A 26,103-nucleotide genomic window follows, 5' to 3' on the forward strand; every position below is an offset into this window, starting at 1 on the left:
CCGTTGGGATCGCAGGATTCGTTCGGAGACCGGCCCCCGGCGGCAGCAGGGGTGTGGTTATGGCGTGGTGGTCAGTAGGGTGTACCCATGGAAATACTGGAAGAGTTATTCGGCACGTGGGGCAATGAACTATGGACCTGGGTGGTGCTCCCTGTCCTGGCGGTCCTTGGAATCTACTTCACCGTCCGCTCCGGCGTGGTGCAACTGCGCCTGCTCCCGGCCATGTTCAAGACGCTGACGGACAGGGCCCTGGTCAACGAGGACGGCTCGCGCAAATCGATCTCCTCTTTTCAGGCTTTTACCGTTTCCGCCGCGTCCCGCGTGGGCGTGGGCAACGTGGCCGGCGTGGCCACAGCCATTGCGGTGGGCGGCCCCGGTGCCGTCTTCTGGATGTGGACTATGGCGTTCGTCGGCGGTGCCTCCAGTTTTGTCGAATCCACCTTGGCCCAGCTGTACAAAGTGCGGACCAAGGACGGCTACCGCGGCGGCCCCGCTTACTACATGGAGCGCGGCCTGAAGAAGCGCTGGATGGGCATCATCTTCGCGGTCATCCTCATCATCTGCTTCCCCTTCGCGTTCAGCTCCCTGCAGGCCAACACGATTTCACAATCGGTCGCAGGCGCTTTCGGCGCCGAAGCGGTCACCCCGATCTTTGGCTGGACCGTTGGCTTGGTGCTGGCACTGCTCACTGCACTGGTGGTCTTCGGCGGTATCCGACGCATCGCCCATGTCACGGAATCCCTGGTCCCCGCCATGGCGCTGCTCTACGTGCTGCTTGGCCTGGTCATCGTCGGCATGAACCTTGAACGTGTACCGGACGTCCTGGGCGCGATCTTCGGCGAGGCTTTCAACTTCCAATCGGCCATCGGCGGCGGCCTGGGCACCGTCATCATGCAGGGCGTCAAACGCGGCATGTTCTCCAACGAAGCCGGCCTCGGCTCGGCTCCCAACGCCGGCGCCACAGCCTCCGTTACCCATCCGGTCAAGCAGGGGCTGGTCCAGACCCTCGGGGTCTACTTCGACACTTTCCTGATCTGCTCAATCACCGCGTTCATCATTCTGTGCACCGTGGAGAACCCGGTCGGAGCATCGCAGGGAATTGAGCTCACGCAAACCGCAATCACATCGCAGCTGGGCTCCTGGGCGAGCATCATGCTTGCGGTCATCATTTTCATGCTCGCTTTCAGCTCCATCATCGGCAACTACTACTACGGGGAAACCAACATCGGTTTCATCACCGACCACGAAACCGTCCTGATGATGTACCGGACGCTGGCCACCGCTGCGGTCTTCCTCGGCTCCATTGCCTCCGCCGGGCTGATCTGGAACCTCGCCGACGGCATCATGGGTCTGATGGCGCTGACCAACCTGATCGCCATCGGGCTGCTCTCCGGCGTCGCCTTCCGGCTGCTCAAGCATTACACCGCCCAATCCAGGCAGGGCGTTGACCCGGTCTTCATAGCAGACGACATGCCGGACCTGGACGGAGTCGAATGCTGGAGCCCCGAGGACGTCACCAACCATGAGGTTTCGGTCCCCACCAGGCATTAAGGACACCTGCTTCGCAAACGACGACGGCGGTGCCGGACTTCCAAAAGTCCGGCACCGCCGTCGTCGTTAGGGGTTCTAAACCGCTAGAGCTGCTTGAACGCCTGCTCGAGGTCTGCGATCAGGTCTTCGGTGTCCTCGATGCCGACCGAAAGGCGGATCAGGTTGGCCGGGACCTCCAGCTCCGTACCCTTCACCGAGGCGTGCGTCATCTCGGACGGGTAATTGACCAGGGACTCGATGCCGCCCAGCGACTCCGCCAGGGTGAAGATCGTGGTGTTTTCGGCAACCTTGCGGGCCGCGGCCTCGCCGCCGTTGAAGGACACAGATACCATGCCGCCAAAGCCGCGCATCTGCTTCTTCGCCAGCTCGTGGTCGGGATGGTCCGGCAGGCCCGGATAGTAGACGGCCTCCACCTCGGGCCGGCCCTGCAGCCATTCGGCCACCGCCTGCGCATTGGCCGAGTGCCGGTCCATGCGCACGCCCAGCGTCTTCAGGCCGCGGGTGGTCAGGAACGCGTCCAGCGGTGCGGACACGGCTCCCACGGCAAACTGGATGAAGCCGATCTTCTCGGCGAGTTCGTCATCGTTGAGCACCACGGCACCGCCGACCACGTCCGAGTGGCCGCCAATGTACTTGGTGGTGGAGTGCACCACGATGTCTGCACCGAGCGCCAGCGGGTTCTGCAGGTACGGGGAAGCGAAGGTGTTGTCGACCACCAGCAGCGCGCCGGCACCGTGCGCAACCTCGGCGAGCGCGGCGATGTCGGTGACCTTCATCATCGGGTTGGACGGGGTTTCCACCCAGACGAACCGGGTCTTGTTCTCCTTCACCGCAGCCGCCACCGCGGACTCATCGGACATATCCACCACCGTGTGGCCCACGCCCCAGTCTCCGAGCACGCGGTTGATCAGGCGGTAGGTGCCGCCGTAGGCATCGTTGCCCAGCACGATATGTTCGCCCGGGGCCAGCAACGCGCGGATCAGCGAATCCTCGGCGGCGAGGCCGGAGGCGAAGGAAAACGCGTGCTTGCCGCCCTCCACCGCCGCCAACTGTTCCTGGAGCGAATCACGCGTGGGGTTGGTGCCGCGCCCGTACTCGTAGCCGTCGCGCAGGCCGCCGATCCCGTCCTGCGCATAGGTGGAGCTGAAGTGCACGGGCGGAACAACCGCACCGGTGCGCGGTTCGAAGGCCTGGCCGCCGTGCACGGCGCGGGTGTTGAAGCCTTGGTTCTTCTCTGCAGTCATGGAAATCTCCTTCAGCTCGTCAGGTAGGTCAACAGGTCGTGGCGGGTCAGCACGCCGATGGGAGCACCGACAAAGGTCACCATCAGCGCGTTGTTGGACTGGAGTTTTTCGCGGGCGGCGGAGATGGATTCCAGCGAGCCGATCAGCGGCATCGGTTCGCCCATGTGGTCGCCGATCTTGTCGGTCAGTTTGGCTTCGCCCTTGAACAGCTGGGCCGTCAAGGTGCGCTCATCCACCGAGCCGAGCACCTCGCCCATCACCACGGGCGGTTCCTGCGAGAAGACCGGCAGCGTGGAGACGCCGTACTCGTTCATGATCTCGATGACGTCGCGCACCGATTCGGTGGGATGGGTGTGGACCAGTTCGGGCAGACGCCCCGCCTTGCCCTTGAGCACTTCGCCCACGGTGGCCTCTTCGCCGCCGGCAATGAAGCCGTAGGACTTCATCCATTCGTCGTTGAAGATCTTGCCCAGGTAACCGCGGCCGGAGTCCGGCAGAATAACAACGACGACGTCGTCAGGTCCCAGCTCCCGGGCTACCTTCAGCGCGGCGACCACGGCCATGCCGGAGGAGCCCCCGACCAGCAGTCCCTCTTCCTGGGCGAGCCGGCGGGTCATGGCGAAGGACTCGGCGTCGTTGACCGCAATGACCTCATCCGGCACGGACTTGTCATAGTTCGCCGGCCACATGTCTTCGCCGACGCCCTCCACGAAATAGGGGCGGCCGGTGCCGCCGGAGTAAACGGAGCCTTCCGGGTCGGCGCCGATGATCCGGACCGGGCCGGAGGCACGGTCCGCCGAGACCTCCTTGAGGTAGCGTCCGGTGCCGGTGATGGTGCCCCCGGTGCCGGCACCGATGACCACGTGCGAGACCAGCCCGTCCGTGTCCCGCCAGATTTCCGGGCCGGTAGTTTCGTAGTGGCTCAACGGAGCAGCTGGGTTGGAGAACTGGTCCGGCTTGTACGCACCCTCGACCTCGCGGACCAGACGGTCCGACACGCCGTAGTAGGACTCCGGGCTGTCCGGCGCCACGGCCGTGGGCGTGACAACTACCTCGGCGCCGTAGGCCTTGAGCACGTCGCGCTTCTCCACACCGACTTTGTCCGGGGTGACGAAGATGGACTTGTAGCCCTTCTGCTGCGCCACCAGCGCCAAGCCCACGCCGGTGTTGCCGCTGGTAGGTTCCACCACGGTTCCGCCGGGCTTGAGCAGTCCGTCCTGCTCCGCGGTTTCGACCATCTTCACCGCGATCCGGTCCTTGATGGATCCGCCCGGGTTGAAATACTCCACTTTGGCCAGCACGGTGGCGCTGATGCCTTCGGTCACATTGTTGAGTTTGACCAGCGGCGTATTCCCGATCAGGTCCAGTACAGAATTGGCAAACTTCATGGGCCCAAATCTACCGGCCCGTTCACAAGGCTCATAGCCGGAACGAAACCCTGCGACTCAAGCCCGGCCGCTCTGGCCTCCCCGGCGCGTGCGACCATGGATAGGTGCCTTCCACGTTTGCCGCCACCGCTGCCCCGACCGCAGATGCCGCGGCAACGGTGGAACTTCCTGCCGGCTACGATCTGCGCGGAACCCTGGGCATCATTCCCCGTGGCAAACAGGACCCTACCTTTCAAACCAGGCACGACGGCGTGTGGCTGGCCTTCGCCACTGTCCAAGGGCCGGTGACGCTGCGCCTGGCCAGCGAGGACGCGGGTCCCGGTGGCGGCGCCGATCGGACCGTCGTCCGGGCCCTCGCCTGGGGCCCCGGCGCCGAAGCCGCCTTGCCCGGGTTGCCGGCCCTGCTGGGCGCAGATGATGACTGGACGGCCTTCGACCGGCCGGATTTCCACGCGACGCTCCCGAAACTGGTCACCGATCCGCGACGGCGGCATCGGAACCTGCGGCTGCCAAGTACCGGTCGCATCCTGGACGCACTGGTTCCGGTGGTGCTGGAGCAGAAAATCACCACCATAGAAGCCCGCTATTCCTGGCGGTATCTGGTCAGCAAGTACGGTACGCGCGCCCCCGGACCCGCCCCTGCGGGACTGAAGGTCGCGCCTTCGGCGGAGCAATGGCGGCGCGTCCCGTCCTGGGACTGGCACCGCGCCGGTGTGGACGCCAAACGCTCCGCCACGATTCTTCGCGCCTGCAAGGTTGCCTCCGGCCTGGAGCGGCTGGCCGCGCTCTCCCCCGGCCCGGAACTGGCGGCAAAGCTCTGTTCCGTTCCGGGCATCGGTCCATGGAGCGCCGCCGAGATCGCCCAGCGCACCCATGGCGATCCGGACTCGGTCTCCGTTGGGGACTTCCATCTGGCCGCCTTCGTCGGCTACGCCCTGACCGGAAAGAAAACGGACGACGCCGGGATGCTGGCTTTGCTTGAGCCCTGGCGCGGACACCGGCAGCGGGTGGTGCGGATGCTCTACCTCAGCGGTTTCCGCAAACCGGCCTTCGGCCCGCGGCTGGCCCCGCAGGACCACCGCTTCCACTGATTAAGCCAAAAAAGCTCCCCGCCGTATCGGAACGGCGGGGAGCTTTAGAAGCGCGGGAGCAGAGTCCTACTCGGCGTCAGCCTGCTGGGCCTGCTGCTGCTGGGCTGCCACCTGGGCGTGGACTTCCTTCATGTCCAGGCCTTTGACGGCATCCACCAGTTCGGTGAACTGGCCCGAATTCAGGGCGCCGGGCTGCGAAAAGACAAGGACCTTCTCGCGGAACGCCATCAGGGTCGGGATGGAGGTGATGCCGGCAGCGGCGGCGAGGCCCTGCTCGGCCTCGGTGTCTACCTTCGCGAAGACAATATCCTCGTGCTGGTCGGAGACTGAATCGTATACGGGGGCAAACTGCTTGCATGGGCCGCACCAATCAGCCCAGAAGTCCACGAACACAATGTCGTTCTCTTCGATGGTCTGGGGGAACTGGGCTTCGGTGATATTAATCGTTGCCATGCTTCCACGCTAATGGGATCAACCGAATATGTCGCCCCCTGTTCGCTCAGCGCATGAGCGCTGGTGTCCCGCACCCCGATCGTGCACGTGTTTTCCACAGGTCCGCCGCCGCCCTACCCGCGGCGGTGGGGGCCGCCTAATCTCGGTTCCGATGGATCAACCACAATCGAAGGAGCAACCGATGGAACGCCAGACTGCACTGATCCTGACGGAGGGTTCGGCTATCGATGACGCTGTCGTCCTCAGCACGGCCCTGATTGATGAACTGGTGGAGGAGTTGCCCTTCGGCCACGACCCGTCCAGGACCGAACTCTATGCCGTTGGCCGGGCCGCCTCGCTGAGATCCAAGCTGGACTTACCCAGGGGCAGCGCAGGCGACGATCCGTACGCGACCATCAACGGCAAACTGCACCACATTTGGTGCCGTGGCAGCTGGTATACACCGGGAAGCTGTCCGCCCGCTCCCGCGGACAATAACGGTGCCTCCGCCTGGAAATGGCTGCATTTCACCTTGATGCACGCTGTGGAGGCGGACGCCACCTGCTTACTTTGGGACATCTACCCGCTCGCCAAGGCGGAGGCCGCTTGAAGCTGCCTCCGCCGGCCGCCGCCTAGCGGCGGTTTTTAGGGCGCGGGTCGGCCGGCGGTGCGGGCTCTGACGGTACGGGTGGCGGAGCCCAGTCCAGGATGGCCGGAACACCAATGGCAGAGTCGCAGTCAACCTGCCTCACCTGGGGCTGCTCCTGCTCCTCCTCCTTTGGCTCCTCCTTGTCCTCATCCTTGTCCTCGTCGTCCGATTCTTCCGGCTCCGGCTTGGGCTTGGGTTTGGGCTGTTCCGCCGCCCTCCGGTTGTCAGCCTCGCACTGGGCCAGCGCGTTCAGATAGGACCGTTCGGCGTTCTCCTGGTCCCGGAAGAACTGTGCTCGAACGCCCAAGGCGCTTTCATAGGCCGCGTAGGAAACCCAGTAGGCATCCCATTCGGCGCCGATGGCCGCCCAGGCCTTGTTGACCTCGCGGACTTCCTTGGCATAGCCCTTGTAATCGTCCGCGGCCTGGCTGTACTTCTCGTGCGCCGTCCAGTAGTCGAGCACGCTTTGCTGCCATTGCTGGGTACCTGCTGCCAGCTTCTGGCTGGCCTCCCGGCGCCGTTCGGTATTAGTCTGCTCCGCTTCCTGAGCGTCGAACACCATGGGACTCATTCCGGTGAACGCCCAGCCGCAGCCGGGGCCTTGCTTGTCCTCTGCCAGGATCCTGATGCTGGTTTCCGTTACGGCTGCCTTTGCCGGGCTCTTCGGCGGTTCCGGAACATCCATCCGTTTGGGCATCGGCGGCCATACCGCATAGTAGGGATCCGCAGCCGGCTGGACGTATTCAACCTTGATCTTGGGCCCCGGCAGCGGAACGGCTTCGATCCCTGAGCCGGCGGGCAGCGTGGGCATTGGCACGTCCCTGACCGCCACTTTGTCCTTGACCGTGTACGGCTTGTATCCCGCATCGGACCACGGCGAGCGCGAGGCATCCGCAGCTACCGATTTTTGGTCTACGCAGACGTCTTTGAGCCCGGCGGCAAGATGATCGTCCAACTGTCTCGCGACCCGGCTCAGCGGAGCATCCGGCGCGCCGACCAGAAAGACAAGCACGTCTCCACGGCGGAAGGAGACTACCTGAGCGGCGCTGCTGCCTTTATAGGTAAAGACACGATGTGCTTCCACCCCTGGATCTTTCCCGCCGACTTTGCTCTCGTTGATGGCCGCGGCGCTTCCGGCACAGGACTGCGCCTCCTTCATCTGCTGCCGCATGACCTCGGCGCCAAGTCCCGCGGTATACGCGGCCGTAACGACCTGGACACGATCGCCGTCGACGCTGAACAGCCGCGACAGGGCTACAGACGGGGCCGTGTCGTTGACCGCGCAGGAGTACGGCACCGGCTGCGACGCCGAGCGCTGCAGCGTGCCGGAAGGCCGCCATCCCTTGGGCGGCTCCGTCAATGCTGCAGACAGCACCTTTTCCGCCGGCATGTCCCGGATCTCGGCAAAGACCGGTTTGGCCGCAGTGCTTTCCGACGCCTTTTCCTCAACGGAAACTTGTTCGGAGGCAACAAAAGGCGTTCCGGACAGATACAGCGCGCACAGTCCGCTCCCTGCGACAGCCGTCAGTGCCAGGGCACCGGCTGCCAGTGCCATGCCTGGGCGCTTTTCGAATACAGACACAATGGCTCCTCAACTGCTATTCGGCCGGGACACTGATCGAGGTATCGCTGCCGGCGCTCAATGTGATCGCCACTTCCTGCCGGTACTTCAAGGAGCTGCCCGGGGTCGGAGTCTGCGCGGTCACCGTATCCGGCGTGTACAGCGGATTCTCCTTGGCCGGCTCTTTATTAATCACCGGCGTCAGGTTGTTCCGCAGCAGCACCGTGATGGCTTCGTCTACCTTCAGACCGCGCACGTCGGGAATGGCTTTGGCAGTAACTGTCCCTACCCCGACGGGCGCCGATTCGGGCAACGGAACCGCCGGCAGTCCCTTGTGCGCACCTTCCATCGTGGCCTTCCAGACGGGCCCGGCCACCTCCGAACCGGTGAGATCGTAGAAGGTGGTCCCGTAGGCGTCGACTTCGTCCAGTGGATACTGGCCGCCGCCGCGCGGGTCGCCGAGCCACACCGCCGTCGAGAACTGCGGCGTCATCCCCACGATCCAGTTGGCGGAGAAATCGTTGGTGGTGCCCGTTTTGGCCCCTGCCTCGCGGCCCTTGAGTTTGCCCATGCCCGAGAGAGTGCCGCCGGACTTGAACGGCTCTTTCAGAGCGTCCGCGACCGTATCTGCAACGCCCGGATCAATCCCCTGGTGGCAGTCGGCATCGGGAACCGGGATCTTCTCGCCGGTATCGCTGCGGACCCCGGCAACCACCGTGACCGGTTTGCATACAACGCCGCCGCTGACGAAGGAGGCGTAAGCGTTGGCCATTTCGAGCGGCGAAATCTCATACGCTCCTAGTGCCAAGGAGGCTTCCCGGCCGCTGAGCTTGTCCGTGGGCAGAGACGTCACTCCCAGCATTTCGGCAAACTTTGCCACGTCCACCACTCCGGTCTGTTCGATCAGCCGAACGAAGTACACGTTGATGGATTTGCGGATGGCCTCGTAGGCGTCGACGCTGCCGTGGTTGATGTATCCGTAGTTGTGGAATCCCTCCACCGGATCATCTAGCGACGGCGAGTAGTACGGTCCGTTCGCCGAGTAACGCTGCGAGGCAGGAACCCCCTGGCTCAGGGCCGTGCCCAGCACAATCGGCTTCATCGAGGAACCGACTTGGAACTCGCTGGTGGCGTAAACCACCTCGGTTGCCCCCTTACCCTTGCCCCACTTCCGGTTCTGGGTGATGGCAGCAATATGGCCGGTTCCCGGTTCAACGACGGCGACGCCGAGGGCGGCTCGGTTCTTATCGCCCAGCGCTTTGGTCACCGCTTTCCGGGACGATTCCATGGCCTGCCGGTCCAACCCTGTCGTCAGGGTCATCCCGCCTCGGGATAGCCGGTCCGCCCTTTGCTCGGGTGTGGCTCCGAAGGCCGGATTGGTCAGAATTTCCTCGCGGACAAGATGGCAGTAGAAGGGATACTCCGAGTCGCCGCAACTGGAGGGAACAGATCCGCGGTCGATGCCCAAGGGCGCTTCCCGAGCGGCATCCGCTTCTTCGGCGGTGATCGTCCCCCGTCGCTCCAGCACGGAGAGCACGGTGTTCCGCCGCATCGTCGCCGCTTCCGGATGGACCACCGGATCATAAACTGCCGGTCCCTTGAGCATGCCCACCAGCAACGCCGATTGCGTCAGGTTGAGTTTAGATGCCGAAGTGTTGAAGTAGATCCGGGCAGCGGCCTCGATGCCGTAGGCGCGGTTGCCGAAATATACCGCGTTGACGTACATCTTCAGGATTTCGTCCTTGCTCAGCTGCTGTTCGAGCCGGACCGCGTACTTCGATTCCCGGATTTTCGCGTTGTAGGTTTCTCCCACGGCCACCGATTCTTCGGTTTCGTCGCGCGCGTTGTTGACCAGGATGTTCTGGACCAGCTGCTGGGTGAGGGTCGAGGCTCCTTGCTGGCTGGCATTGACAACGTTGTTCACGAACGCCCGCGTAATACCGTACGGGTCCACTCCGTTGTGCTCGTAGAAGCGTGCGTCTTCAGTATCGATCAGTGTCTCGAGGAACGTCGGCGACACATCGTCGACGTCGATGTCTATCCGGTTCTCGCTGTAGAAGCGGGCGAACTCCTTGCCGTCTTTGTCCAGCAGCACAGTGTGTTGGGGCAATGAGCGCTCCAGCGGCAGGTCCTCGGGTAGTTCCTCCCAGAGGCTCACCAGACTATTCGCTCCGGCCGAGACCGCAACGGCTCCCGGCGCGACCAGCGTCCCAGCGCTTAGCGCAACAACCGCCACGGCTCCGGCCCACACGGCCAGCCGTGCCGGCCAGGCACGCTCCTTCTCCGGATAACCCGACCGAGCAGACCCCATAAGTTCATGGAGACTTGTCAATGCCGCGTTTTTTCGTCCCATCTAGTACTCCTGACGACTGCGAACGCAGATCTGGCAAGACCACGTCACTGTGGCCACCGGCGAGCGGTATGTACAGAGTACGTCCTCGCACCTCGTGCACAAGGGAATGTTGCCGCAGTGTTGTAAGACGCCCGAAATGTGACGTAATTGACATCTGGGACATATGAGACAGAGGGAAATAAGCCGATGGATCGGCAAGTAAAAATCCCCGGAACCTCACAGTAGTGAAGTTCCGGGGATCTTACGTCCGGTGGCAGATGAGGGATTCGAACCCCCGTAGGCATTGCCAGCTGATTTACAGTCAGCCCCCTTTGGCCGCTCGGGTAATCTGCCGAACGTCTTCATTGAAGACCGCCTCCGTAAGTGGAAGCAAGATAACCTTACAGAAGATCGGGCCGAGAATCGAATCGAGCTCCTAACCCCCTGTTTCCCGGGCTAAAACCCGCGATCAATACGGGAGGCCAGCTGGGCAATGAAGCCCTCCGCCTGCCGCTGCGTCACCATCCTCCAGGCAACGGCCTGGTCCATCTCGGCACGCAGTCCCGCCAACCGCTGCTCACGTTTGGACTCCTGCTGGCCGCCGGCGAATCGGGCATCCGCAAGCCGCTTCTCCAGCAGATCGGATTCCCGCCGGACGAATGTGCCGGTTCCGGCCACGGCGAGATGGGAATGCACTGCATTCACCGTTGATGAACTTGCCTCTGCCGGCCCGGAACCGATAACCGTCAGGGTAGCCACCGTTGCGGCCGTCAGGAATGAGCCGGCGGCTACCCTCATCGAACGGACAAGATAGCGCTGGCGGCTGGACATCGGCTGTCTCCTCATATGCTTCGCTTGGTGAATCAATTATTCGAGTCTTTCGCCGGAAGATGGATAGGGACTGAGCACATCCTGAGTAGGGGCTGTGAAGATTCCGGCCGGGTCTGAGGACAGACAGTAGGCTAGTGGCAGAGTACGTTTCCCACACCCAAGGAGGAACCATGGCCAGTGAGTCATCATTCGACGTCGTCAGCAAGGTAGATACCCAGGAAGTTGCCAATGCCCTCAACCAGGCGCAGAAGGAGATCGCACAGCGGTACGACTTCAAGGGTGTAGGCGCAGAGGTGGACTTCAGCGGCGAGAAGATTCTGATGAAGGCCAACTCCGAAGAACGGGTCAAGGCCGTCCTGGATGTCCTCCAGTCCAAGCTGGTCAAGCGGGGCATCTCGCTGAAGTCCCTCGACGCCGGCGAGCCGTACGCTTCCGGCAAGGAGTACCGGATCGAGGCCTCGATCAAGGAGGGCATCGCCCAGGATCAGGCCAAGAAGATCTCCAAGCTCATCCGCGATGAGGGCCCCAAGGGAGTGAAGGCCCAGATCCAGGGCGATGAGCTACGTGTGAGTTCCAAGTCGCGGGACGACCTGCAGTCAGTCATGGGGATGCTGAAGTCAGCTGACCTGGACGTAGATCTCCAGTTCATCAACTACCGATAGCACCTCTCGGCGCGGCGGCGTTGTCGCGCTGCCGCGCCAAGTCCGCCCCACGGCCTGATGCTTACAGGTCTTCCCGGGCAGGAACCGGATCACCCGTCGGCCCGTCGGTCAACGCATCCGTCAACTCGGCCCCACCCACGGCCTGGCCCATCCAGGTCAATGCCCTCCAGCCGTTGGCCAGGCTGCCTTCAAGCACAACCACGCCGGTGTTGCTGAGAATCTGGCGCGCAACAAACGAAACACCCAGGTTTCCTGCCCTCGCTCCGGCCCAGCTTCGGATCATGGCTCCGTGGCTGAAAATGGCGGCAGTTGCCAGCCCTGCGGCCTCGGCCTCGGCGACCACCTCATCGAAACGGCCGAACGTCTCGTGGCCGTCCGGCCCGCCCGGCATCCGCCGGTCCAGCTCTCCACCGGACCAGGCGAAAACAGTGGTCATATAGGTCCGCACCGATTCGATGTCGCCGAGCATCTCGAGCTGTCCGGCGGAGATCTCCTTCACGCCGTCGCGGATTTCAACGTCCAGTTGCATCCCGGTGGCAAGCGGCGAGGCGGTCAGCTGGGTACGGATCGCTGTGGAGGCGAACAGCGCATCGATCGGCTCGCCGTCGAGCGCCTTTTGCAGTGCCCGGGCCTGCTTGTGGCCCAGCCTGGTCAGCTCCGGTCCGGGAACCGCAGTGTCCAGCAGCCCCTTGACATTCGACGGCGTTTGGCCATGGCGGATCAGCAGCAGGCGCATCTGGTCCGCTCCTTAGCCAAGGGTCCTACCCGCCATGCGTTCCAGCCGGGCCACCCGGTCGTCCATCGGCGGATGGGTGCTGAACATCTTCTTGAGTCCGCCGCCGCGGAACGGGTTGGCGATCATGAGGTGGCTGGTGTTGACCAGTTTCTGGTCCTGAGGCAAGGGCGCCTGCTGGGTGCCGTACTGCAGTTTGCGCAGAGCCGAAGCAAGCGCCAGCGGATCGTCAGTCAACTGCGCCCCGTCTTCATCGGCGTCGTATTCGCGGGTGCGGCTGATGGACATCTGGATCAGCATGGCGGCAACCGGTGCCAGCAGCGACATGGCGAGCAGGGCAATGGGGTTGGCGTTGCGGTCCCGGCCGCCGAAGAACAGCATGAACTGGGCAACCGACGTGATGACTCCGGCCACGGCGGCTGCCACCGAGGACGTGAGGATGTCGCGGTTGTAGACGTGCATCAGTTCGTGGCCGAGCACCCCGCGCAGCTCCCGCTCAGTGAGCAGGCGGAGGATGCCCTCAGTGCAGCAAACCGCCGAGTTCTGCGGGTTGCGGCCGGTGGCGAAGGCGTTCGGCGCCTGCGTGGGCGAGACGTACAGCCGCGGCATCGGCTGGTTGGCGCGGGTGGATAGTTCGCGGACGATCCGGTACATCTGAGGCTGCTGCTGCTCGGTGACCGGGTATGCGTGCATGGCGCGGATAGCCAACTTGTCGCTGTTCCAGTAGCTGTAGGCCGTGGTGCCGACACCGATCAGGGCCATAATCCAGATCCAGCTGCTGCTGCCCGTGCCGCTGGCCAGCAGGGCACCGATGCCCAGCAGGATCGCAAACAGCACGCCGAGCAAGCCGGCTGTCTTCAAACCGTTGAAATGATTGTGCACCGCGTCAGATCTCCTTCTACGCCGGCCGTCGATGACCAGCGTGGCACGCCCAGCCATCTTCTGACCAGGCACTCCGTATAACGTACAGCGGCGGCGGCGTGTTCCTTACGGCTCGGGGTTCCTTTCGTCATAGCAGGCAAAGCGCGGCTGCCATTTATGCAGCAGCCAGACCGCCAGCATGCACGCCAGTCCCCCGGCGACGGCCGCGAACCCCTCGCCCAGCCACTCGCCGTTCCCGCCGGCCACCGCGTCCCCGAGCCGCGGTCCGCCGGCAACGACGACGATGAAGATGCCCTGGAGCCGGCCCCGCATGGCGTCCGGTGTCGCCGACTGCAGAATGGTATTGCGGAACACGCCGCTGACAGTATCCGCCGCCCCTGCCACCATCAGGCAGGCCACCGCCGGAACCAACCAGGTTCTGATGCTTCCATCCACCGCTGCTTCGGCCTTGCCGGCAAGAACGACGACGGCGCCAAAGGCCGTTACCGCGGCTCCCCACACTGCCACGCACCACAGCACTGCCAAGCCTTGCCGGCGGATCTGGCCCAACGGCCCGGAGAAGAGAGCCGCGAGAAACGCGCCCGCAGCAACCGCTGCCAGCAGGATTCCCGCCGTCGCTTCCCCACCGCCGATGACCACTGCGCCGATGGCTGGCATCAGGGCACGGGGCTGCGCCAGGACCATGGCTGCCATGTCCACCAAGAAGGTCATGCGGATATTGGGCCGGGTGCGCAGGAACTGCAAACCCTCAAGGACGGACCGGAGGCCGGCCTTGCGGACTTCGCCCTCCGGCGGGATCGGCGGCAGCCGGAACACGGCCCAGATGGCGGCGGTAAAGGTCACCACGTCGATGGTGTAGGTCCAGCCGAACCCGACGTTGGCCACGAGCACGCCGGCGAGCAGCGGGCCGATCGTCATGCCCAGTCCGAAGGTCATCATGGTCAGGGCGTTAGCAGCAGGCAGGATCTCCCGCCGGACCAGCCGGGGCACAATGGCGCTGCGGGCCGGCTGGTTCAGGCCGGCAGCGGCAGAATGGATGGCAATCAGGACGTAGAGCAGCCAGACCTGGCCCAGTCCGGACCAGGCATGCATTGCGAACAGCCCGGCGCAGGCCCAGAGAACCAGCCCGGAGTAGAGGGCGACCTTCCGGCGATCGTGCGCGTCCACCACCGAGCCGCCGTACAGTCCCGCCAGCACCAGCGGGACCAGCCCGACGATGCCGATGGCGCCGACTGCGAGGGTCGACTGCGTCAGCTGGTAGACCTCGAGGCTGACCGCCACGAGCGTGAGCTGGGCACCGATCGAGGACAGCGAGGTCCCGATCCACATCCGCCGAAAATCCAGGCTTTCCTTGAGCGGAGTGGTGTCGGCGAACAGTTTGGGCATGGACGAGATTCTAGTTGCCGGAAGCACCTTTCCCGGACAGCACGCTGCGGATCACCTTGAGGACCTTAGAGTCCCCGATGATGCGGAAATGGCCCATCAGGTCCAGCTCGATGTTCTCCGCGCCGGGCAGTTCGCTGCCGCCGGGAATGTGTGGGTCAAAGGAGCTGTAGACCGAGGTGATCCGGTGGTTCACGGACAGTTCGGCTGCCAGGGATCGCAGGGCGCTGTTGCTGGGCGAAAGGGCTCTGATGCTGGGAACCAGGAAAAACCGGGCGTAGACGGAACCGGAAAACGGAGTGTTGATGGCAACCATGCGGGCTATGCGTCCGGCGGCGCCCGGCATGGTCATGGCGTACTTGCCGATGAGCCCGCCCTTGCTATGGGCCACGATAGTCACGTTCTGCAGGTTTGCCGCCGCCAGGTAGGCGCTGACCAGTTCAGCCATTTTGGCCACGGTGCCCCGGTTGTACCCGAGCGGCTCCACCACGTGGACCGGATGCCCCGCCTGACGGAGGTCATCGGCGATGGGCTTGAGGAACTGCCATTTTTCGTAGATGCCCGGAATCAGCAGCACCGGCTGGTCCTCGCGGCCCGCTGCCTGCAGATAAGGCGCAGGATCATCCCGGAACAGGAAGCCGTGCACCTGCCAATAAGCCACATAGGCATAGTCCTGCAGCCATGCCCAGCCGCGGCTCAGCGTCACTCTGACACTGGGCGCCCCACCGCGGCTCATGCCCGTGCAGCCAGTTCCAGGCAGTAGCTCGCGACGGTTCTGGGCCGGCGGAACATCGCCACGTGGGCTTCGCCCGGTACTTCCGCAATTCTTGCGTAGGGGCACGCCCTTCCCAGTTCGGCAGTCCACTCACGCGGCACAATCGGATCGTGTTCCCCGCGCAGGACCAGCGTGGGCACATCAATTTTGGCCAGTGTCTCCTCCAGCCGGTGACCGACCATCTCGGGCACTGTAGTCAAGTACCAGCGTTTGCTGGACCGGGCGTAATCGCTCAGCACCACAAAGTTCACTTGGGGCGGCTCCCTTAGTGTGTCCTGGAACAGCCGCCACCCTTGCTGAAGGGCGCTTCGCTCCTTCCGGTTCGTCGTCGGCCCCAGCAGCACCAGGGCGCGGGTCAGTGCGGGATGGGCAGCGGTCATCTCCGCGGTGATCTGGCAACCCATTGAATGCCCCACCAGCACCGCCGGGCCAACTCCGGCGGCATCCAGCGCAGCCCGCACCAGCTGGGCAAAGTCCTGCATCGACAGTGCCGTCCGTGGAGCCCGGGTACTGCCGAAGCCGGGCAGCTCAACGGAGTGCACGGCACCAAAGGCAGCCAGTTCACGGGCCAGCGGGACAAAATACCGGGGCGAGACACCAATGCCGGGCACCAGTACGAAGGTTTCCGGCCCCCTCCCCCGGGACAGAATTTTAAGTTCGCGGCCTTCTACCTCCACCGTGAACTCCTGGACTGCGGACATAAATGAACACCACCTAACGTGTGTGTCATCGTAGGCTACGGTGCGGGCACTGCGGACGATGAGAGCGGAATAGAGCGCAGGCAAGTTCCGTACACACTCCGGTGATAGCCGACACGCCCGGCCCAAAGTGTTTTCTGGACTGATTCCAGAAAACATGGCAGGATCGAAACCATGGTCGATATGAGGGAGCCGGAGGACTTGCTGCGTGAAGCCATGCTTCGCGTCACCCGTCCACGGACTGCAGTGCTGGAGGCCGTCCGTGCCCACCCGCACGCCGATGCCGACACCATCACTGGTGTGGTGAAGGCCGAAATCGGCACGGTCTCGAAGCAAGCCGTCTACGACGTGCTGGCAGCGCTGACCGAAGCCAGGCTGGTGCGCCGGATCGAGCCGTCAGGTTCACCGGCCCGCTTCGAGGCCCGGGTTGGCGACAACCACCACCACTTGGTGTGCCGGTCCTGCGGAGGCATAGAAGACGTGGACTGCGCCGTCGGCGCAGCACCGTGCCTCGCTGCCTCCGATGACCACGGCTTCACGATTGACGAAGCCGAGGTTACGTACTGGGGCACCTGTCCGGCCTGCACTGCCAAAAAGACCTTCACAATGGAAGATCCGACAAGGAGCAATAGAACACATGGCTGATAACACCAAGCCGCTGACAACCGTTGCGGGCGCACCCGTAGCGGACAACCAGGACAGCCTGACCGCCGGTCCGCGCGGTCCCATGCTGCTCCAGGACGTCTGGTTCCTGGAGAAGATGGCGCACTTCGACCGCGAGGTTATCCCCGAGCGCCGCATGCATGCCAAGGGCTCCGGTGCCTTTGGTACCTTCACGGTGACCCACGACATCACGAAGTACAGCTCCGCGAAGATCTTCTCCGAGGTCGGCAAAAAGACCGAGATGTTCGCCCGCTTCTCCACCGTTGCCGGCGAACGCGGTGCAGCCGACGCCGAGCGCGACATCCGCGGCTTCGCCCTCCGGTTCTACACAGAAGAGGGCAACTGGGACGTTGTCGGCAACAACACGCCGGTCTTTTTCTTCCGCGACCCGCTGAAGTTCCCTGACCTCAACCACGCGGTCAAGCGCGACCCGCGCACCAACCTGCGCAGCGCCGAGAACAACTGGGATTTTTGGACCAACCTGCCCGAGGCGCTGCACCAGGTCACCATCGTAATGTCGGACCGTGGTGTTCCGGCGAGCTACCGCCACATGCACGGCTTCGGTTCGCACACCTACAGCTTCATCAATGAAGCCGGCGAGCGCTACTGGGTGAAGTTCCACTTCCGTACCCAGCAGGGCATCAAGAACCTCACCGACGCCGAAGCCGCCAAGCTGGTCGGCGAGGACCGCGAATCCCACCAGCGTGACCTTTTCGATTCCATCGAGGAGGGCGAGTTCCCCAAGTGGACTCTCTTCGTGCAGATCATGCCCGAAGCCGAGGCCGACAGCTACAAGTACCACCCGTTCGACCTCACCAAGGTCTGGTCGAAGAAGGATTACCCGCTGATTGAGGTCGGCGAGTTCGAGTTGAACCGCAACCCGGAGAATTACTTCGCCGATGTCGAGCAGGCTGCCTTCACCCCGGCCAACGTGGTTCCCGGCATCAGCTTCTCGCCGGACCGCATGCTCCAGGGCCGCCTGTTCTCCTACGGTGATGCCGCCCGCTACCGCTTGGGAGTCAACCACCACCAGATTCCGGTGAACTACCCCCGCGGCGCCCAACTCGTCAACTCCTTCCACCGCGACGGCGCAATGCGTGTCGACGGCAACCAGGGTGCGACTCCGGGCATCAACCCGAACTCCTACGGGCGTTGGCAGGAACAGCCGGCCTACCGCGATCCGGCCCAGGCCGTGGGCGCCGTCGCCGACCGGTTCAACTACCGCGAGGACGACGACAACTACTTCGAGCAGCCCGGCATCCTCTTCCGCGAGAAGATGACCGAGGAACAGCGCCAGGTCCTGTTCGAGAACACCGCTCGGGCCATCGATGGCGCCTCGCAGGCCACCATCGAACGCCACATCGCCAACTGCACGAAGGCCGATCCGGCCTACGGCGAAGGCGTGCGTAAGGCGATCGAGGCCCTTCAGGCCGGCAAGATCTCCTCCGTCGACGTCAACACCGACTCCGCTTAGTTCTGAGGCACAAAATGCCCGGGACCGGCCGCCATGGCCGGTCCCGGGCATTTCCTATTTCTCAAGCAGGTGTTCGCGGCCAAACATCTTGGCGGCGTCCCGGGCGGTCGGCGTACCGGCATCGAGATCGGCACCGGCGGCCAGAAGCCTGCCTACCACGGTATCTTCGCCCTTGAACAGGGCACCGGCAATTGGCGACTGGTCGCGGACGTTACGGATGTCTGGATCGGCACCGCGTTCCAGCAACATCACCACGGTTTCTTCCTGGCCGTGGTAAGCCGCGAGCATCAGCAGGGTATTGCGGTCCGAATCGAGCACGTCCACGTGCAGTCCGTGGTCGAGAAATTCCGACAGTTCATCTGTCTTGCCTTCGCGGGCCAGATCCATGGCAAGCCCGACAACGCGTGCGGTCTGTTCTTCATTGAGTGGGATTTCGTTCGTCACGGTTCCAGCGTAGGCGAAGACGCTGCCTTTGACAGGTAACGGTCCAGCAGGAGGCGGAAGCCCGCCGTCGTTTGTTCCGTATCGCCGGTAAGCACGTGCTCGTACAGCAAGCCATGAACGCCTGCGGCAAAGAGGCGCCCTTCGACTTCTGCCGTCTCCGGTGCTACACCGTTGGCCTGTAGCCAGCCGGTGGCGACGTCCTGCCACGCCCCATAGAGGTCGGCCGAGTGGGTGCCGAAGGCCCCTCCCGGGTCCTGCATCGCCGCTTCGAAACCGAGCCGCTGGAGCTGCCGCCCGCGGACCGTCATGGACCGGCTCCACAACCGGAGCATCTGCTCGCGGAACCCCTCGGGCGCCAGATGAAGCATCTGGTCACGCGGTGGCGCTGCCAGCCCGGACTGGACCTGAGCCACAATTTCGGCGACCAGCTGCTCCCTGCTACCGAAGTGATAGACGAGCATGTAACTGCTGATCCCCAGCCCTTCCGCCAAGGACCGGAAGGACAGACCAGCAAGGTTCTTGTCCTGCAAATAGTCCAGAATGCCCGCCAGCAGCTGCGGCTTGCGCTGGAGATTCTGCGGTCTCGCCATGCCCGTGCGCGCTCCTCGTCCTCCCTGGCATCCTGGCTGGATGCTCTGCTGGACCCCAGCATAGTGCGGCGCACTATGAAGTTTGATTTTCACAACTTTTTCTAGGTGTGCCGTCCTAAGGTAGGGAGCAATGGCTCGCATACTGGTATAGGGACGGCACGGGGGTCGGACCAGCCGGAAACGGTTAAGGCCATCAACTGAGGATGGGTATCGTGGCTACAACACAGACTTGGCTGCAACGGAGCACCGCTAAGCTGGCCGGCCGACGCAGACCGACCGAAGAAACACGTTCGGGACCGGGTGCCCAGGACAAAGGTCCGGAGCGGCTGATCAACAGCCTGCGGACGGTCTACCCGGAGGCGCGGATCAGCACTCCGAGCCGGAACAAGATCCGGCTCGAGCTGCCCAGCGGCGACGTCCTGCGCTTCTACGTCAATCCGTAGCGGCATCATGTTGCTGATGCCGGGCGCGCACTGCCTGGGCCCGCCCGGCAAGCCCGAGGTCAGCCGCGGGAGACGCGCACCATCTCGTCGCGCGGCACAACCTTGACGCGTTCGCGCTGGACGGCGGGAGCACCGCCGTCGTCGTTCGCCGCTGCGAAATCGGCGCCGAGCTTGCGCTCATACTCATCCAGCTTCAGCCAACCCTGCCAAGTGGTGTATTCGACGCCGCGCTCTTCGAGCAGCTTGATAATGGCGTCCTCGCCGGGGTTCTTCGCCGCAGGCAGATCCAGCCGGTCCTCCAAAAGGAAACCGATGGTTTCCAGCGCGTCGCCCTTGGTGTGGCCGATGAGTCCGACGGGGCCGCGCTTGATCCAGCCCGTAGTGTAGATGCCCGGAACCGGATTGCCTTCGGTATCGATCACGCGGCCGCCCTCGTTCGGAATGACACCGCGGCGTTCGTCGAAACCGACCTCGGGCAGCTCTGAGCCAAAGTAGCCGATGGCTCGGTAGACGGCCTGGACCGGGTACTCGACGATCTCGCCGGTACCCCGGACATTGCCCGTTCCATCCAGCTCGTTGCGCTCGAATTTCATCGCGGCAACCTTGCCGGCTCCGTCGCCGGTACCCTCGACGATTTCCACCGGGGTGTGCAGGAAATGCAGGTGCAGCCGGCGCGATGCTCCGGTGTCCTGCTCCTCCACGAGCCAGTTGGTGAGCGTGTTGACCATCGTCTTGGTCTGGTTGTTGGAGCGGATCTGCTCGTCGGAGCCTTCGTCGAAGTCAAAGTCCTCCGGATAAAGGACAATGTCGACGTCGCGGGAATGCGAGAGCTCGCGCAGCTCCAGCGGGGTGAACTTCACCTGTGCCGGACCGCGGCGGCCGAAGACGTGGACGTCGGTAACGGGTGAATTTTTCAGGCCCCGGTAGACGTTGTCCGGGATCTCGGTGGCCAGCAGGTCATCGGCATGCTTGGAGAGCACCCGTGCAACATCGAGGGCCACGTTGCCGTTACCTATGACCGCGATTTCTTTGGCCTCCAGCGGCCACTCGCGGGGAACGTCCGGGTGGCCGTCGTACCAGGAGACGAAGTCCGCGGCTCCGAAGGAGCCTTCGAGCTCGACGCCGGGAATGTTCAGGTCCGCGTCCTTGATGGCACCGGTGGAGAAAATGATCGCATCGTAGAAGTCGCGGAAGTCCTTCAGCGTCAGGTCCCGCCCATAGTTGACGTTGCCCAGGAAACGGATGTCACCGCGGTCCAGCACCTTGTGCAGGGCGTTCACAATGCCTTTGATCCGGGGGTGGTCCGGTGCAACACCGTAGCGGATCAGACCGTAGGGCGCCGGATACTGGTCGAAGAGGTCGATGCTGACTTCGAAGTCGCGTTCGGCTTTGGTCAGAATGTCGGCAGCGTAGACACCTGCAGGGCCGGCGCCGATGATGGCGACCCGCAACGGGCGCTGCTGCCGGTCCGCAACTGAGTTAGACACTGATCGTCCTTCTTTCGGGGAATCCTCCTGCGCAATAAGCGCACAGTTTCCTATTCTAAATGCCGCAGTCCCCCACGTCCTAAAACCGTGGTGTCGGACACAGGGCGCCCCCAGATGTCATTCTCGCTCCACTGCTGCCGCCGCTACTCGGCGTTGGGCATGCTTGCCAGCCGGTTCTGCACAAACTTCAGATCGCGCACGTCAGCTTCGCGCGCCAGAGTCCAATACACGCCGGCATCAGCTTTATTCAGCCCGATTCCTTCAGCAAAGTCGGCATCATGGCCAACGTAAGAGAGCCGGAAAACCCGGCCATCGGCATCAGCGGCCACGTCCGTGACACGGAACTCCAGGCCCTGATACAGGCAGGAGACATACAGCTCATATACGTCGGTGACCTCGGCAACCGGCACTTCCGCACGCCAAACCAGGCGTGGTGTGCGCACAAATCCGTCATAACCCGCTGGAGGCTCTTCTGCTGAAGCCAACACCACCTTGCGTCCGCCATCCAGCAGGTCCGCGGAAAACTCAACCCCCCGCCACATTGCCCGCCACCCCATAAGGAACGACGGCGGCACCGGCCGGGCAACATCTCCGAGTCCTTCAGCAATGACCGTCCACCCGTACCCGACATCGGTGTAGACGGCCAGAAGTTCTTCCGCTCCGGAGGCATGAACCCGCCACAACTCCGAACCGGCCGGCAGTCTCACTTCATCCAGAAAGAAAAGGGGTGCCTGCCCGCCCTCCCAATGGGCAAACCCCGTACCAGTAAACGGCGGGCGATCCACGACGTCGGGGGCCATGGCGTCATGCAGGTAGTTCTTCAACGGAACCGGGAACCTCAGGACGTCGATGAACGGTTCATCCGGCCGCCACGGCGAACCGGCAAATCCCAGCCCGTGCGCTTGGTACAGCAACCCAGGCGTCCCGGCCCCTGCGACGTCGGCTGCGCGAAGGACAAAACCAGCTATCCGGTCCGAGGCGTTGGCCAGGTACTCCGCCAGCTGCCCCGGACTCACCGCTTTCTGCAGGTAATCCATCAACGCTTCCTATCCCTGCGTTCGAATGTCAGATCCGAGACATCCGAAGCAGGAATCCAGCCGAAGACGAACGCATTGTCATACCACTCAAACCCATAGTTACGCACGAGGGTTCCCATCCTGTCACGGGACCACTGGCCGAGGGTTTCCACCGCCAGGTTGCCGTTCCCGTCCTCGGCGACCACGTTCAAAGGCTCATAGTCCCACGTCGCCGTGGCACGGATGCGGTGCACATCGGATACCTCATCGGCAGGCACGTGCAAGTAGAACCGGACCGGCCCGCGGGCAAAGCGATTCGGTAAATCCAACCGTTCCCACTCCGCAGACGGCCGCTCGCCCCCGTCTTGGATGACAGTGAACATGCCGTCCTCAGGGACGCCAACCTGCAATTCGACTTCACGGCCCTTCCACGTTCCATAACTACCGGTCAGCTTCGTCCCGTCACCACGCCACATGGCCTAAACCCTAATCCACTTTTGATCGAAGATACCGATCAGAACCTCTTCGCCGGCCTTGTTGATGCGCCACATCTCGGCGCCTTTGGCGAGGGGAACCCCGCCCTGGACCTGGAGTTCAGGCACGATCGGTGTGCCATCAACACGGCTGCTGGTGAATCCGTGGCCGGTATTCGGCCACATAGCGGGATCATTCGCGATCGGATCGCCGTGGGCGTTGTCCGCCTCGCGCTTCGACCGAATCACGTCCTCCGGGCGAACAGGTGTTCCAGCCGCGGTTTCCGCCGACCGGTTCCGGCGAATCTCATCGACCCGATTGTGGTTCGAACCATCAGGAATGGCGATTTCGTCAGCGTTTGGCGTGCGGAAACGGATTGCAACGACGTCGTCGACTTGCCCCGGCATGAAAGCGACCTCCGTGGGCACATCGACTTCGGTCCCGAGAAACTGCGGACTCTGGTTATAACGCGCGAGCAGAGGATTGTCTGATCCGTCCAGTGTGAGCTTCTGGGAATTCCAATAATCCAGCCGGAGTCCATTGATGATGTCATCCACGCTGCGCAGGGACTCCGTATCGGCTGCCTTGCTGACGAAGCCGCCAACCGAGTCGAAGTATCTAGTGGTACCGGCCAACATCTGCTCTGCATTCCCCGCCGGCATGACCTTCTGGTAAAGCGTCGTTTCATCGCCTGTGCCCATCGCATGCCGGAGGTCATAGAGCAGTTCTGACTGTGCGTCGGTCAGGTCGTAGTAGTACCGGTTGGTGAAGGGGGCCAGGGCACGCTCGATATTGCTGGCGTCCCGGGGCAACTGTGGACCGCCTCCGTCAGCGGTGCCGAATTCACGTTCGATCAGCCCGGCAATGCGCTGGTCCAGGACCTCGTTTGGCAGACTGCCGTCCGGCCGCCTGAACCCGTCCAGCTCAGCAAGCTCATCCGCGGGCAGCCGCGTCTGGAGCAGAGCCTCGGGGTTGTTCCATGAGTCCAGCGCAGCGCTGCCTGTGGAGCGTGGAAGCTGCGCGATCTGGTCGCTGCGTGATACTACCGTGTGGACTTTTCCGTCCACCTCGACCGACACAGGCCGGCCTGTTGCATCGGTGTGGACAACCGCGCGCGGCGCCTCAGCGGAAGGACCGGTCAGACCGGCGCCTGCCGTGTCAGGCCCGGAAACGGAACCAGGCTGGACGCCGGGCGGATCCGCCGGCACATCCTCAACCATGCCGATGGCTGCCGCTTCGGGCTCGGGAACTTGGACCTCGGCTGCCGCCCCTGGCGTCCGTCCCGGAGATTCGGTTCCTGCTCCCGCCTGGGGGTGGCCGTGCCGCGGTTCGCTACCTGCGCCGTCACCCGCGATGGCTCCCGGGGAGCGTTCCGGACTGGGTCCTGAGCCGCTGCCGGCGCGAGTGCCGTCCGGTGCGGCCGAGCCTGGGGAACGCATGGCGTCCGAGGCTGTTCCCCGATTCGGCTGCACCGGGCCCTCGGCGTCGAAGCGGTTGATCAGGTTATCGAGGCGCGTGCTGACCGGGCCGGGGCCGTTGCCGGTGGAAACCCCGGCGTAGGCCGCACGCGGACCGGAAAGTGAGGTGCCGACGTCGTTAATAAGGTTGTCCACGCGGACGGCGGCGGGTGCGACGCGGCCCAGGGTGACACGGGCGATGTCGGTGGCGAAGTTAACCGTGTTGATCTTCAGTGCGCTGCCGAGGTCGATGACCCGGCCGGTGTAGCCGGCGACCTTTGTCAGTCCGGTGGCGTTCACAACGCTGGCCACGCGGCTGCCGGTGCTGCCGACACGGGTGACGGCCGAGGCCACGGAGCCGGTCTTGGCCACGGCGCCGCCGCCGGCCGTGAGCAGGATGGAGGCCAGGTCAAAGGCGGACGCGCCGGCCGCATAAGCCGGGTCGCGCTTCCAGTCATCCCAATGGACCGCGGCCTTGCCCACGGCCACCAGGCGCTCCGCCGATTGGTCCACGATATGTGTGTTGCCGGTGGCGCGCAGGGCAACCTGGGCCACCGGAGTGGCAACAATTGCCACGTCCAGCGCCAGCGTGCCGATGCCCTTCCACGTCGCGGAGAAAGTCTCCATGTCCGTGAAGTTCACCATGTTCCACAGGCCCGTCACCGTGCCGGTAATGCCGCTCCAGACACCCTTGCCGAAGGACACCACGCCGTCGAGGGCATCGCGGTACCACGGCTTGTCCCACTCGGTCGGCTCGCCCCAAGGAATGTTCCCCTCCGCCGCCGCGGCGTCGAGCTGGTCGGCGGTATACCCGTAGGCGACCTGGTTGGCTCCCGGCCCATCCTGCGTTGTCACCACATACGATGGCCCATCGAAGAGACCGGAGATCGCCGTCGCGCACGTGCGTTCCGCTTCCATATGCTCGGCCAGCAACGCGTCCGCGGACTTGAGGATGTTGTTGTCGTCGTTGACCAGGTCCTGGTCCTCACGCCAGTCATCGCCGCCGTCGTCGATCCGGGACTGCACGGCGAGCCAGTCCGCGTAGAGGGCGTTGTAGCGCCGCTTAGCTTCCCTGGCCCACTCGGCAAACGTGTCGATGGCGTCCGCGACGGCGTTCGCGTCCTCCAGGACGACTTCTGCCTCGGAGGCCACCTTGTTGAAGGCAATGTGGACCTGCCAGTCCCCCGGGCCTTTGTACGCGGTGGACATGCCGGCCCACAGCGTGTGCGATTCCTCGGCCGCCGACTGAATGCCTTCTGCCTTGGTCCGCAGCTTGCCGGCGTGCTGTTCCAGCACATCGCCGTCCGGCAACGGCGGAAACTCAGAGGGATTCCAGCCCATGGTTCAATACCTCATGTGTGCGAGTGAGTGAATGAGTGAATGTGAGGCGGCGGCGCAAACGTTGCTCAGACCGCTTGGGGAACCGGTCCGTTCCGGTGCGGCGCAGGTGCGGGTTCGGGGATGTAGGCATCGTTGGCGGTGTCCTGGGCCGCCCGGACGTTCTGTTCCATCGTCTGGTCACCGGTAATGATGGCGTTGACCGCGGTAGACGTGGAGTTAAGGGCCTGGACGCTACGGCCCTGGACCTGCGTCATGGCTGCCTGCAGCTTCTCTTCGGACAATCCGACCAGCGCCTCGCCGATGATCTGCGACTTCGAGGCTTCCATGATGGAACTTATTTCCGCGCCGAACTCCACAAACAGGTCCGCATATTTCTCGGTCTGCGTCTGCACTTTGCCGATGATGGATTGGATCGTCGCCGATTCAATGTCCCAGTCCGCTGCCATCTTTCCTCCATGCCTGGCGTACCTGATCCGTGCGAAAGGCAGCGCCGTAATTTCGG

General features: G+C 63.7%; 25 protein-coding genes and 1 tRNA gene. 7 read left to right on the plus strand and 19 right to left on the minus strand.

Annotated features, from left to right (window positions below; all coding sequences use genetic code 11):
- Positions 1 to 87 precede the first annotated feature (87 nt).
- Complete coding sequence (locus J5251_RS19350; RefSeq protein WP_139005684.1) at positions 88 to 1,551, plus strand: alanine/glycine:cation symporter family protein; 1,464 nt, start codon at positions 88 to 90, stop codon at positions 1,549 to 1,551.
- 83 nt (positions 1,552 to 1,634) lie between these two features.
- Here J5251_RS19350 and J5251_RS19355 read toward each other — a convergent pair whose 3' ends face one another.
- Positions 1,635 to 2,795 carry a cystathionine gamma-synthase gene (locus J5251_RS19355; RefSeq protein WP_139005683.1) on the minus strand — a complete coding sequence of 387 codons (1,161 nt, stop codon included), beginning with the start codon at positions 2,793 to 2,795 and terminating at the stop codon, positions 1,635 to 1,637.
- A gap of 11 nt (positions 2,796 to 2,806) precedes the next feature.
- Positions 2,807 to 4,183 (minus strand): cystathionine beta-synthase, encoded by a 1,377-nt coding sequence (locus J5251_RS19360; RefSeq protein WP_074701218.1) that lies wholly within the window; start codon positions 4,181 to 4,183, stop codon positions 2,807 to 2,809.
- Positions 4,184 to 4,287: 104 nt separating this feature from the next.
- Between J5251_RS19360 and J5251_RS19365 the strand changes: the two genes are divergently transcribed.
- Positions 4,288 to 5,274, plus strand: a complete 987-nt coding sequence (locus J5251_RS19365) for a DNA-3-methyladenine glycosylase family protein (RefSeq protein WP_139005682.1) — start codon at positions 4,288 to 4,290, stop codon at positions 5,272 to 5,274.
- Between the two features lie 66 nt (positions 5,275 to 5,340).
- Here J5251_RS19365 and J5251_RS19370 read toward each other — a convergent pair whose 3' ends face one another.
- On the minus strand, positions 5,341 to 5,727 hold the full coding sequence (locus tag J5251_RS19370; RefSeq protein WP_139005681.1) for a thioredoxin family protein: 387 nt from the start codon (positions 5,725 to 5,727) through the stop codon (positions 5,341 to 5,343).
- A 181-nt stretch (positions 5,728 to 5,908) separates the two neighbouring features.
- Between J5251_RS19370 and J5251_RS19375 the strand changes: the two genes are divergently transcribed.
- A complete protein-coding gene (locus J5251_RS19375; RefSeq protein WP_139005680.1) occupies positions 5,909 to 6,316 on the plus strand; it encodes a hypothetical protein in 408 nt (135 codons plus the stop codon).
- A 22-nt stretch (positions 6,317 to 6,338) separates the two neighbouring features.
- Here J5251_RS19375 and J5251_RS19380 read toward each other — a convergent pair whose 3' ends face one another.
- The 4 genes from J5251_RS19380 to J5251_RS19395 all read right to left on the minus strand — a co-directional run bounded on the left by J5251_RS19380 (position 6,339) and on the right by J5251_RS19395 (position 11,079).
- Complete coding sequence (locus J5251_RS19380; protein ID WP_139005679.1) at positions 6,339 to 7,937, minus strand: hypothetical protein; 1,599 nt, start codon at positions 7,935 to 7,937, stop codon at positions 6,339 to 6,341.
- 16 nt (positions 7,938 to 7,953) lie between these two features.
- Entirely contained in the window at positions 7,954 to 10,269 is a 2,316-nt protein-coding gene (locus J5251_RS19385) for a penicillin-binding protein (protein WP_244250732.1), read from the minus strand.
- A 251-nt stretch (positions 10,270 to 10,520) separates the two neighbouring features.
- A tRNA-Tyr gene (locus J5251_RS19390) sits at positions 10,521 to 10,602 on the minus strand.
- Between the two features lie 102 nt (positions 10,603 to 10,704).
- The gene (locus tag J5251_RS19395) at positions 10,705 to 11,079 is read right to left on the minus strand and encodes a hypothetical protein (RefSeq protein WP_139005678.1); all 375 of its coding nucleotides are present in this window, start codon (positions 11,077 to 11,079) and stop codon (positions 10,705 to 10,707) included.
- 170 nt (positions 11,080 to 11,249) lie between these two features.
- Here J5251_RS19395 and J5251_RS19400 point away from each other — a divergent pair, with 170 nt between their 5' ends.
- Complete coding sequence (locus J5251_RS19400; RefSeq protein WP_074701211.1) at positions 11,250 to 11,741, plus strand: YajQ family cyclic di-GMP-binding protein; 492 nt, start codon at positions 11,250 to 11,252, stop codon at positions 11,739 to 11,741.
- A gap of 61 nt (positions 11,742 to 11,802) precedes the next feature.
- On the opposite strand, the gene J5251_RS19405 is transcribed toward J5251_RS19400, so the two are convergent.
- The 5 genes from J5251_RS19405 to J5251_RS19425 form a co-directional block, all read right to left on the minus strand.
- Positions 11,803 to 12,477 carry a histidine phosphatase family protein gene (locus tag J5251_RS19405; protein WP_139005677.1) on the minus strand — a complete coding sequence of 225 codons (675 nt, stop codon included), beginning with the start codon at positions 12,475 to 12,477 and terminating at the stop codon, positions 11,803 to 11,805.
- A 12-nt stretch (positions 12,478 to 12,489) separates the two neighbouring features.
- A complete protein-coding gene (gene htpX / locus J5251_RS19410; protein ID WP_139005676.1) occupies positions 12,490 to 13,356 on the minus strand; it encodes a zinc metalloprotease HtpX in 867 nt (288 codons plus the stop codon).
- 105 nt (positions 13,357 to 13,461) lie between these two features.
- Complete coding sequence (locus J5251_RS19415; protein WP_139005675.1) at positions 13,462 to 14,742, minus strand: MFS transporter; 1,281 nt, start codon at positions 14,740 to 14,742, stop codon at positions 13,462 to 13,464.
- A 10-nt stretch (positions 14,743 to 14,752) separates the two neighbouring features.
- A complete protein-coding gene (locus J5251_RS19420; protein ID WP_240793110.1) occupies positions 14,753 to 15,445 on the minus strand; it encodes an esterase/lipase family protein in 693 nt (230 codons plus the stop codon).
- Positions 15,446 to 15,471: 26 nt separating this feature from the next.
- Positions 15,472 to 16,215, minus strand: a complete 744-nt coding sequence (locus J5251_RS19425; protein WP_139005673.1) for an alpha/beta fold hydrolase — start codon at positions 16,213 to 16,215, stop codon at positions 15,472 to 15,474.
- Positions 16,216 to 16,386: 171 nt separating this feature from the next.
- Between J5251_RS19425 and J5251_RS19430 the strand changes: the two genes are divergently transcribed.
- Together J5251_RS19430 and J5251_RS19435 are read left to right on the plus strand one after the other, a co-directional pair.
- Positions 16,387 to 16,857 carry a Fur family transcriptional regulator gene (locus J5251_RS19430; protein WP_139005672.1) on the plus strand — a complete coding sequence of 157 codons (471 nt, stop codon included), beginning with the start codon at positions 16,387 to 16,389 and terminating at the stop codon, positions 16,855 to 16,857.
- Positions 16,850 to 18,349, plus strand: coding sequence for a catalase (locus J5251_RS19435; RefSeq protein WP_139005671.1), 1,500 nt, complete (start codon positions 16,850 to 16,852; stop codon positions 18,347 to 18,349). The genes J5251_RS19430 and J5251_RS19435 overlap by 8 nt, the downstream gene beginning before the upstream one ends.
- Before the next feature lie 54 nt (positions 18,350 to 18,403).
- Here the strand turns inward: J5251_RS19435 and J5251_RS19440 are convergent, their stop codons facing one another.
- Together J5251_RS19440 and J5251_RS19445 are read right to left on the minus strand one after the other, a co-directional pair.
- Positions 18,404 to 18,736: an ankyrin repeat domain-containing protein gene (locus J5251_RS19440; protein ID WP_139005787.1), complete on the minus strand. Its 333-nt coding sequence runs from the start codon at positions 18,734 to 18,736 to the stop codon at positions 18,404 to 18,406.
- Between the two features lie 53 nt (positions 18,737 to 18,789).
- On the minus strand, positions 18,790 to 19,383 hold the full coding sequence (locus J5251_RS19445; RefSeq protein ID WP_171059388.1) for a TetR/AcrR family transcriptional regulator: 594 nt from the start codon (positions 19,381 to 19,383) through the stop codon (positions 18,790 to 18,792).
- Positions 19,384 to 19,595: 212 nt separating this feature from the next.
- On the opposite strand from J5251_RS19445, the gene J5251_RS19450 reads away from it, so the two are divergent.
- Positions 19,596 to 19,826 (plus strand): hypothetical protein, encoded by a 231-nt coding sequence (locus J5251_RS19450; protein WP_139005669.1) that lies wholly within the window; start codon positions 19,596 to 19,598, stop codon positions 19,824 to 19,826.
- A 59-nt stretch (positions 19,827 to 19,885) separates the two neighbouring features.
- Here the strand turns inward: J5251_RS19450 and J5251_RS19455 are convergent, their stop codons facing one another.
- From J5251_RS19455 to J5251_RS19475, 5 genes are all read right to left on the minus strand, one after another.
- Positions 19,886 to 21,313: an FAD-dependent oxidoreductase gene (locus J5251_RS19455; RefSeq protein WP_139005668.1), complete on the minus strand. Its 1,428-nt coding sequence runs from the start codon at positions 21,311 to 21,313 to the stop codon at positions 19,886 to 19,888.
- A 143-nt stretch (positions 21,314 to 21,456) separates the two neighbouring features.
- Positions 21,457 to 22,350 (minus strand): hypothetical protein, encoded by an 894-nt coding sequence (locus tag J5251_RS19460; RefSeq protein ID WP_139005667.1) that lies wholly within the window; start codon positions 22,348 to 22,350, stop codon positions 21,457 to 21,459.
- Positions 22,350 to 22,658, minus strand: coding sequence for a hypothetical protein (locus J5251_RS19465; protein ID WP_208574869.1), 309 nt, complete (start codon positions 22,656 to 22,658; stop codon positions 22,350 to 22,352). Before J5251_RS19465 ends, J5251_RS19460 begins: the two co-directional genes overlap by 1 nt.
- A 150-nt stretch (positions 22,659 to 22,808) precedes the next feature.
- The gene (locus J5251_RS19470; RefSeq protein WP_139005665.1) at positions 22,809 to 25,601 is read right to left on the minus strand and encodes a hypothetical protein; all 2,793 of its coding nucleotides are present in this window, start codon (positions 25,599 to 25,601) and stop codon (positions 22,809 to 22,811) included.
- Between the two features lie 65 nt (positions 25,602 to 25,666).
- A complete protein-coding gene (locus tag J5251_RS19475; RefSeq protein WP_139005664.1) occupies positions 25,667 to 26,047 on the minus strand; it encodes a DUF6507 family protein in 381 nt (126 codons plus the stop codon).
- Positions 26,048 to 26,103 lie beyond the last annotated feature (56 nt).

The sequence above is a fragment of the Arthrobacter crystallopoietes genome (assembly GCF_017603825.1).
Lineage (GTDB): Bacteria > Actinomycetota > Actinomycetes > Actinomycetales > Micrococcaceae > Crystallibacter > Crystallibacter crystallopoietes_B.

What these genes read in the sequence shown, in the direction of transcription:
- J5251_RS19350 (WP_139005684.1), top strand. Translation starts at nt 88, where the DNA reads ATGGAAATACTGGAAGAGTTATTCGGCACGTGGGGCAATGAACTATGG.
- J5251_RS19355 (WP_139005683.1), bottom strand. Translation starts at nt 2,795, where the DNA reads ATGACTGCAGAGAAGAACCAAGGCTTCAACACCCGCGCCGTGCACGGC.
- J5251_RS19360 (WP_074701218.1), bottom strand. Translation starts at nt 4,183, where the DNA reads ATGAAGTTTGCCAATTCTGTACTGGACCTGATCGGGAATACGCCGCTG.
- J5251_RS19370 (WP_139005681.1), bottom strand. Translation starts at nt 5,727, where the DNA reads ATGGCAACGATTAATATCACCGAAGCCCAGTTCCCCCAGACCATCGAA.
- J5251_RS19375 (WP_139005680.1), top strand. Translation starts at nt 5,909, where the DNA reads ATGGAACGCCAGACTGCACTGATCCTGACGGAGGGTTCGGCTATCGAT.
- J5251_RS19385 (WP_244250732.1), bottom strand. Translation starts at nt 10,269, where the DNA reads ATGGGACGAAAAAACGCGGCATTGACAAGTCTCCATGAACTTATGGGG.
- J5251_RS19395 (WP_139005678.1), bottom strand. Translation starts at nt 11,079, where the DNA reads ATGTCCAGCCGCCAGCGCTATCTTGTCCGTTCGATGAGGGTAGCCGCC.
- J5251_RS19400 (WP_074701211.1), top strand. Translation starts at nt 11,250, where the DNA reads ATGGCCAGTGAGTCATCATTCGACGTCGTCAGCAAGGTAGATACCCAG.
- J5251_RS19405 (WP_139005677.1), bottom strand. Translation starts at nt 12,477, where the DNA reads ATGCGCCTGCTGCTGATCCGCCATGGCCAAACGCCGTCGAATGTCAAG.
- J5251_RS19415 (WP_139005675.1), bottom strand. Translation starts at nt 14,742, where the DNA reads ATGCCCAAACTGTTCGCCGACACCACTCCGCTCAAGGAAAGCCTGGAT.
- J5251_RS19425 (WP_139005673.1), bottom strand. Translation starts at nt 16,215, where the DNA reads ATGTCCGCAGTCCAGGAGTTCACGGTGGAGGTAGAAGGCCGCGAACTT.
- J5251_RS19430 (WP_139005672.1), top strand. Translation starts at nt 16,387, where the DNA reads ATGGTCGATATGAGGGAGCCGGAGGACTTGCTGCGTGAAGCCATGCTT.
- J5251_RS19435 (WP_139005671.1), top strand. Translation starts at nt 16,850, where the DNA reads ATGGCTGATAACACCAAGCCGCTGACAACCGTTGCGGGCGCACCCGTA.
- J5251_RS19440 (WP_139005787.1), bottom strand. Translation starts at nt 18,736, where the DNA reads ATGGATCTGGCCCGCGAAGGCAAGACAGATGAACTGTCGGAATTTCTC.
- J5251_RS19445 (WP_171059388.1), bottom strand. Translation starts at nt 19,383, where the DNA reads ATGGCGAGACCGCAGAATCTCCAGCGCAAGCCGCAGCTGCTGGCGGGC.
- J5251_RS19460 (WP_139005667.1), bottom strand. Translation starts at nt 22,350, where the DNA reads ATGGATTACCTGCAGAAAGCGGTGAGTCCGGGGCAGCTGGCGGAGTAC.
- J5251_RS19470 (WP_139005665.1), bottom strand. Translation starts at nt 25,601, where the DNA reads ATGGGCTGGAATCCCTCTGAGTTTCCGCCGTTGCCGGACGGCGATGTG.
- J5251_RS19475 (WP_139005664.1), bottom strand. Translation starts at nt 26,047, where the DNA reads ATGGCAGCGGACTGGGACATTGAATCGGCGACGATCCAATCCATCATC.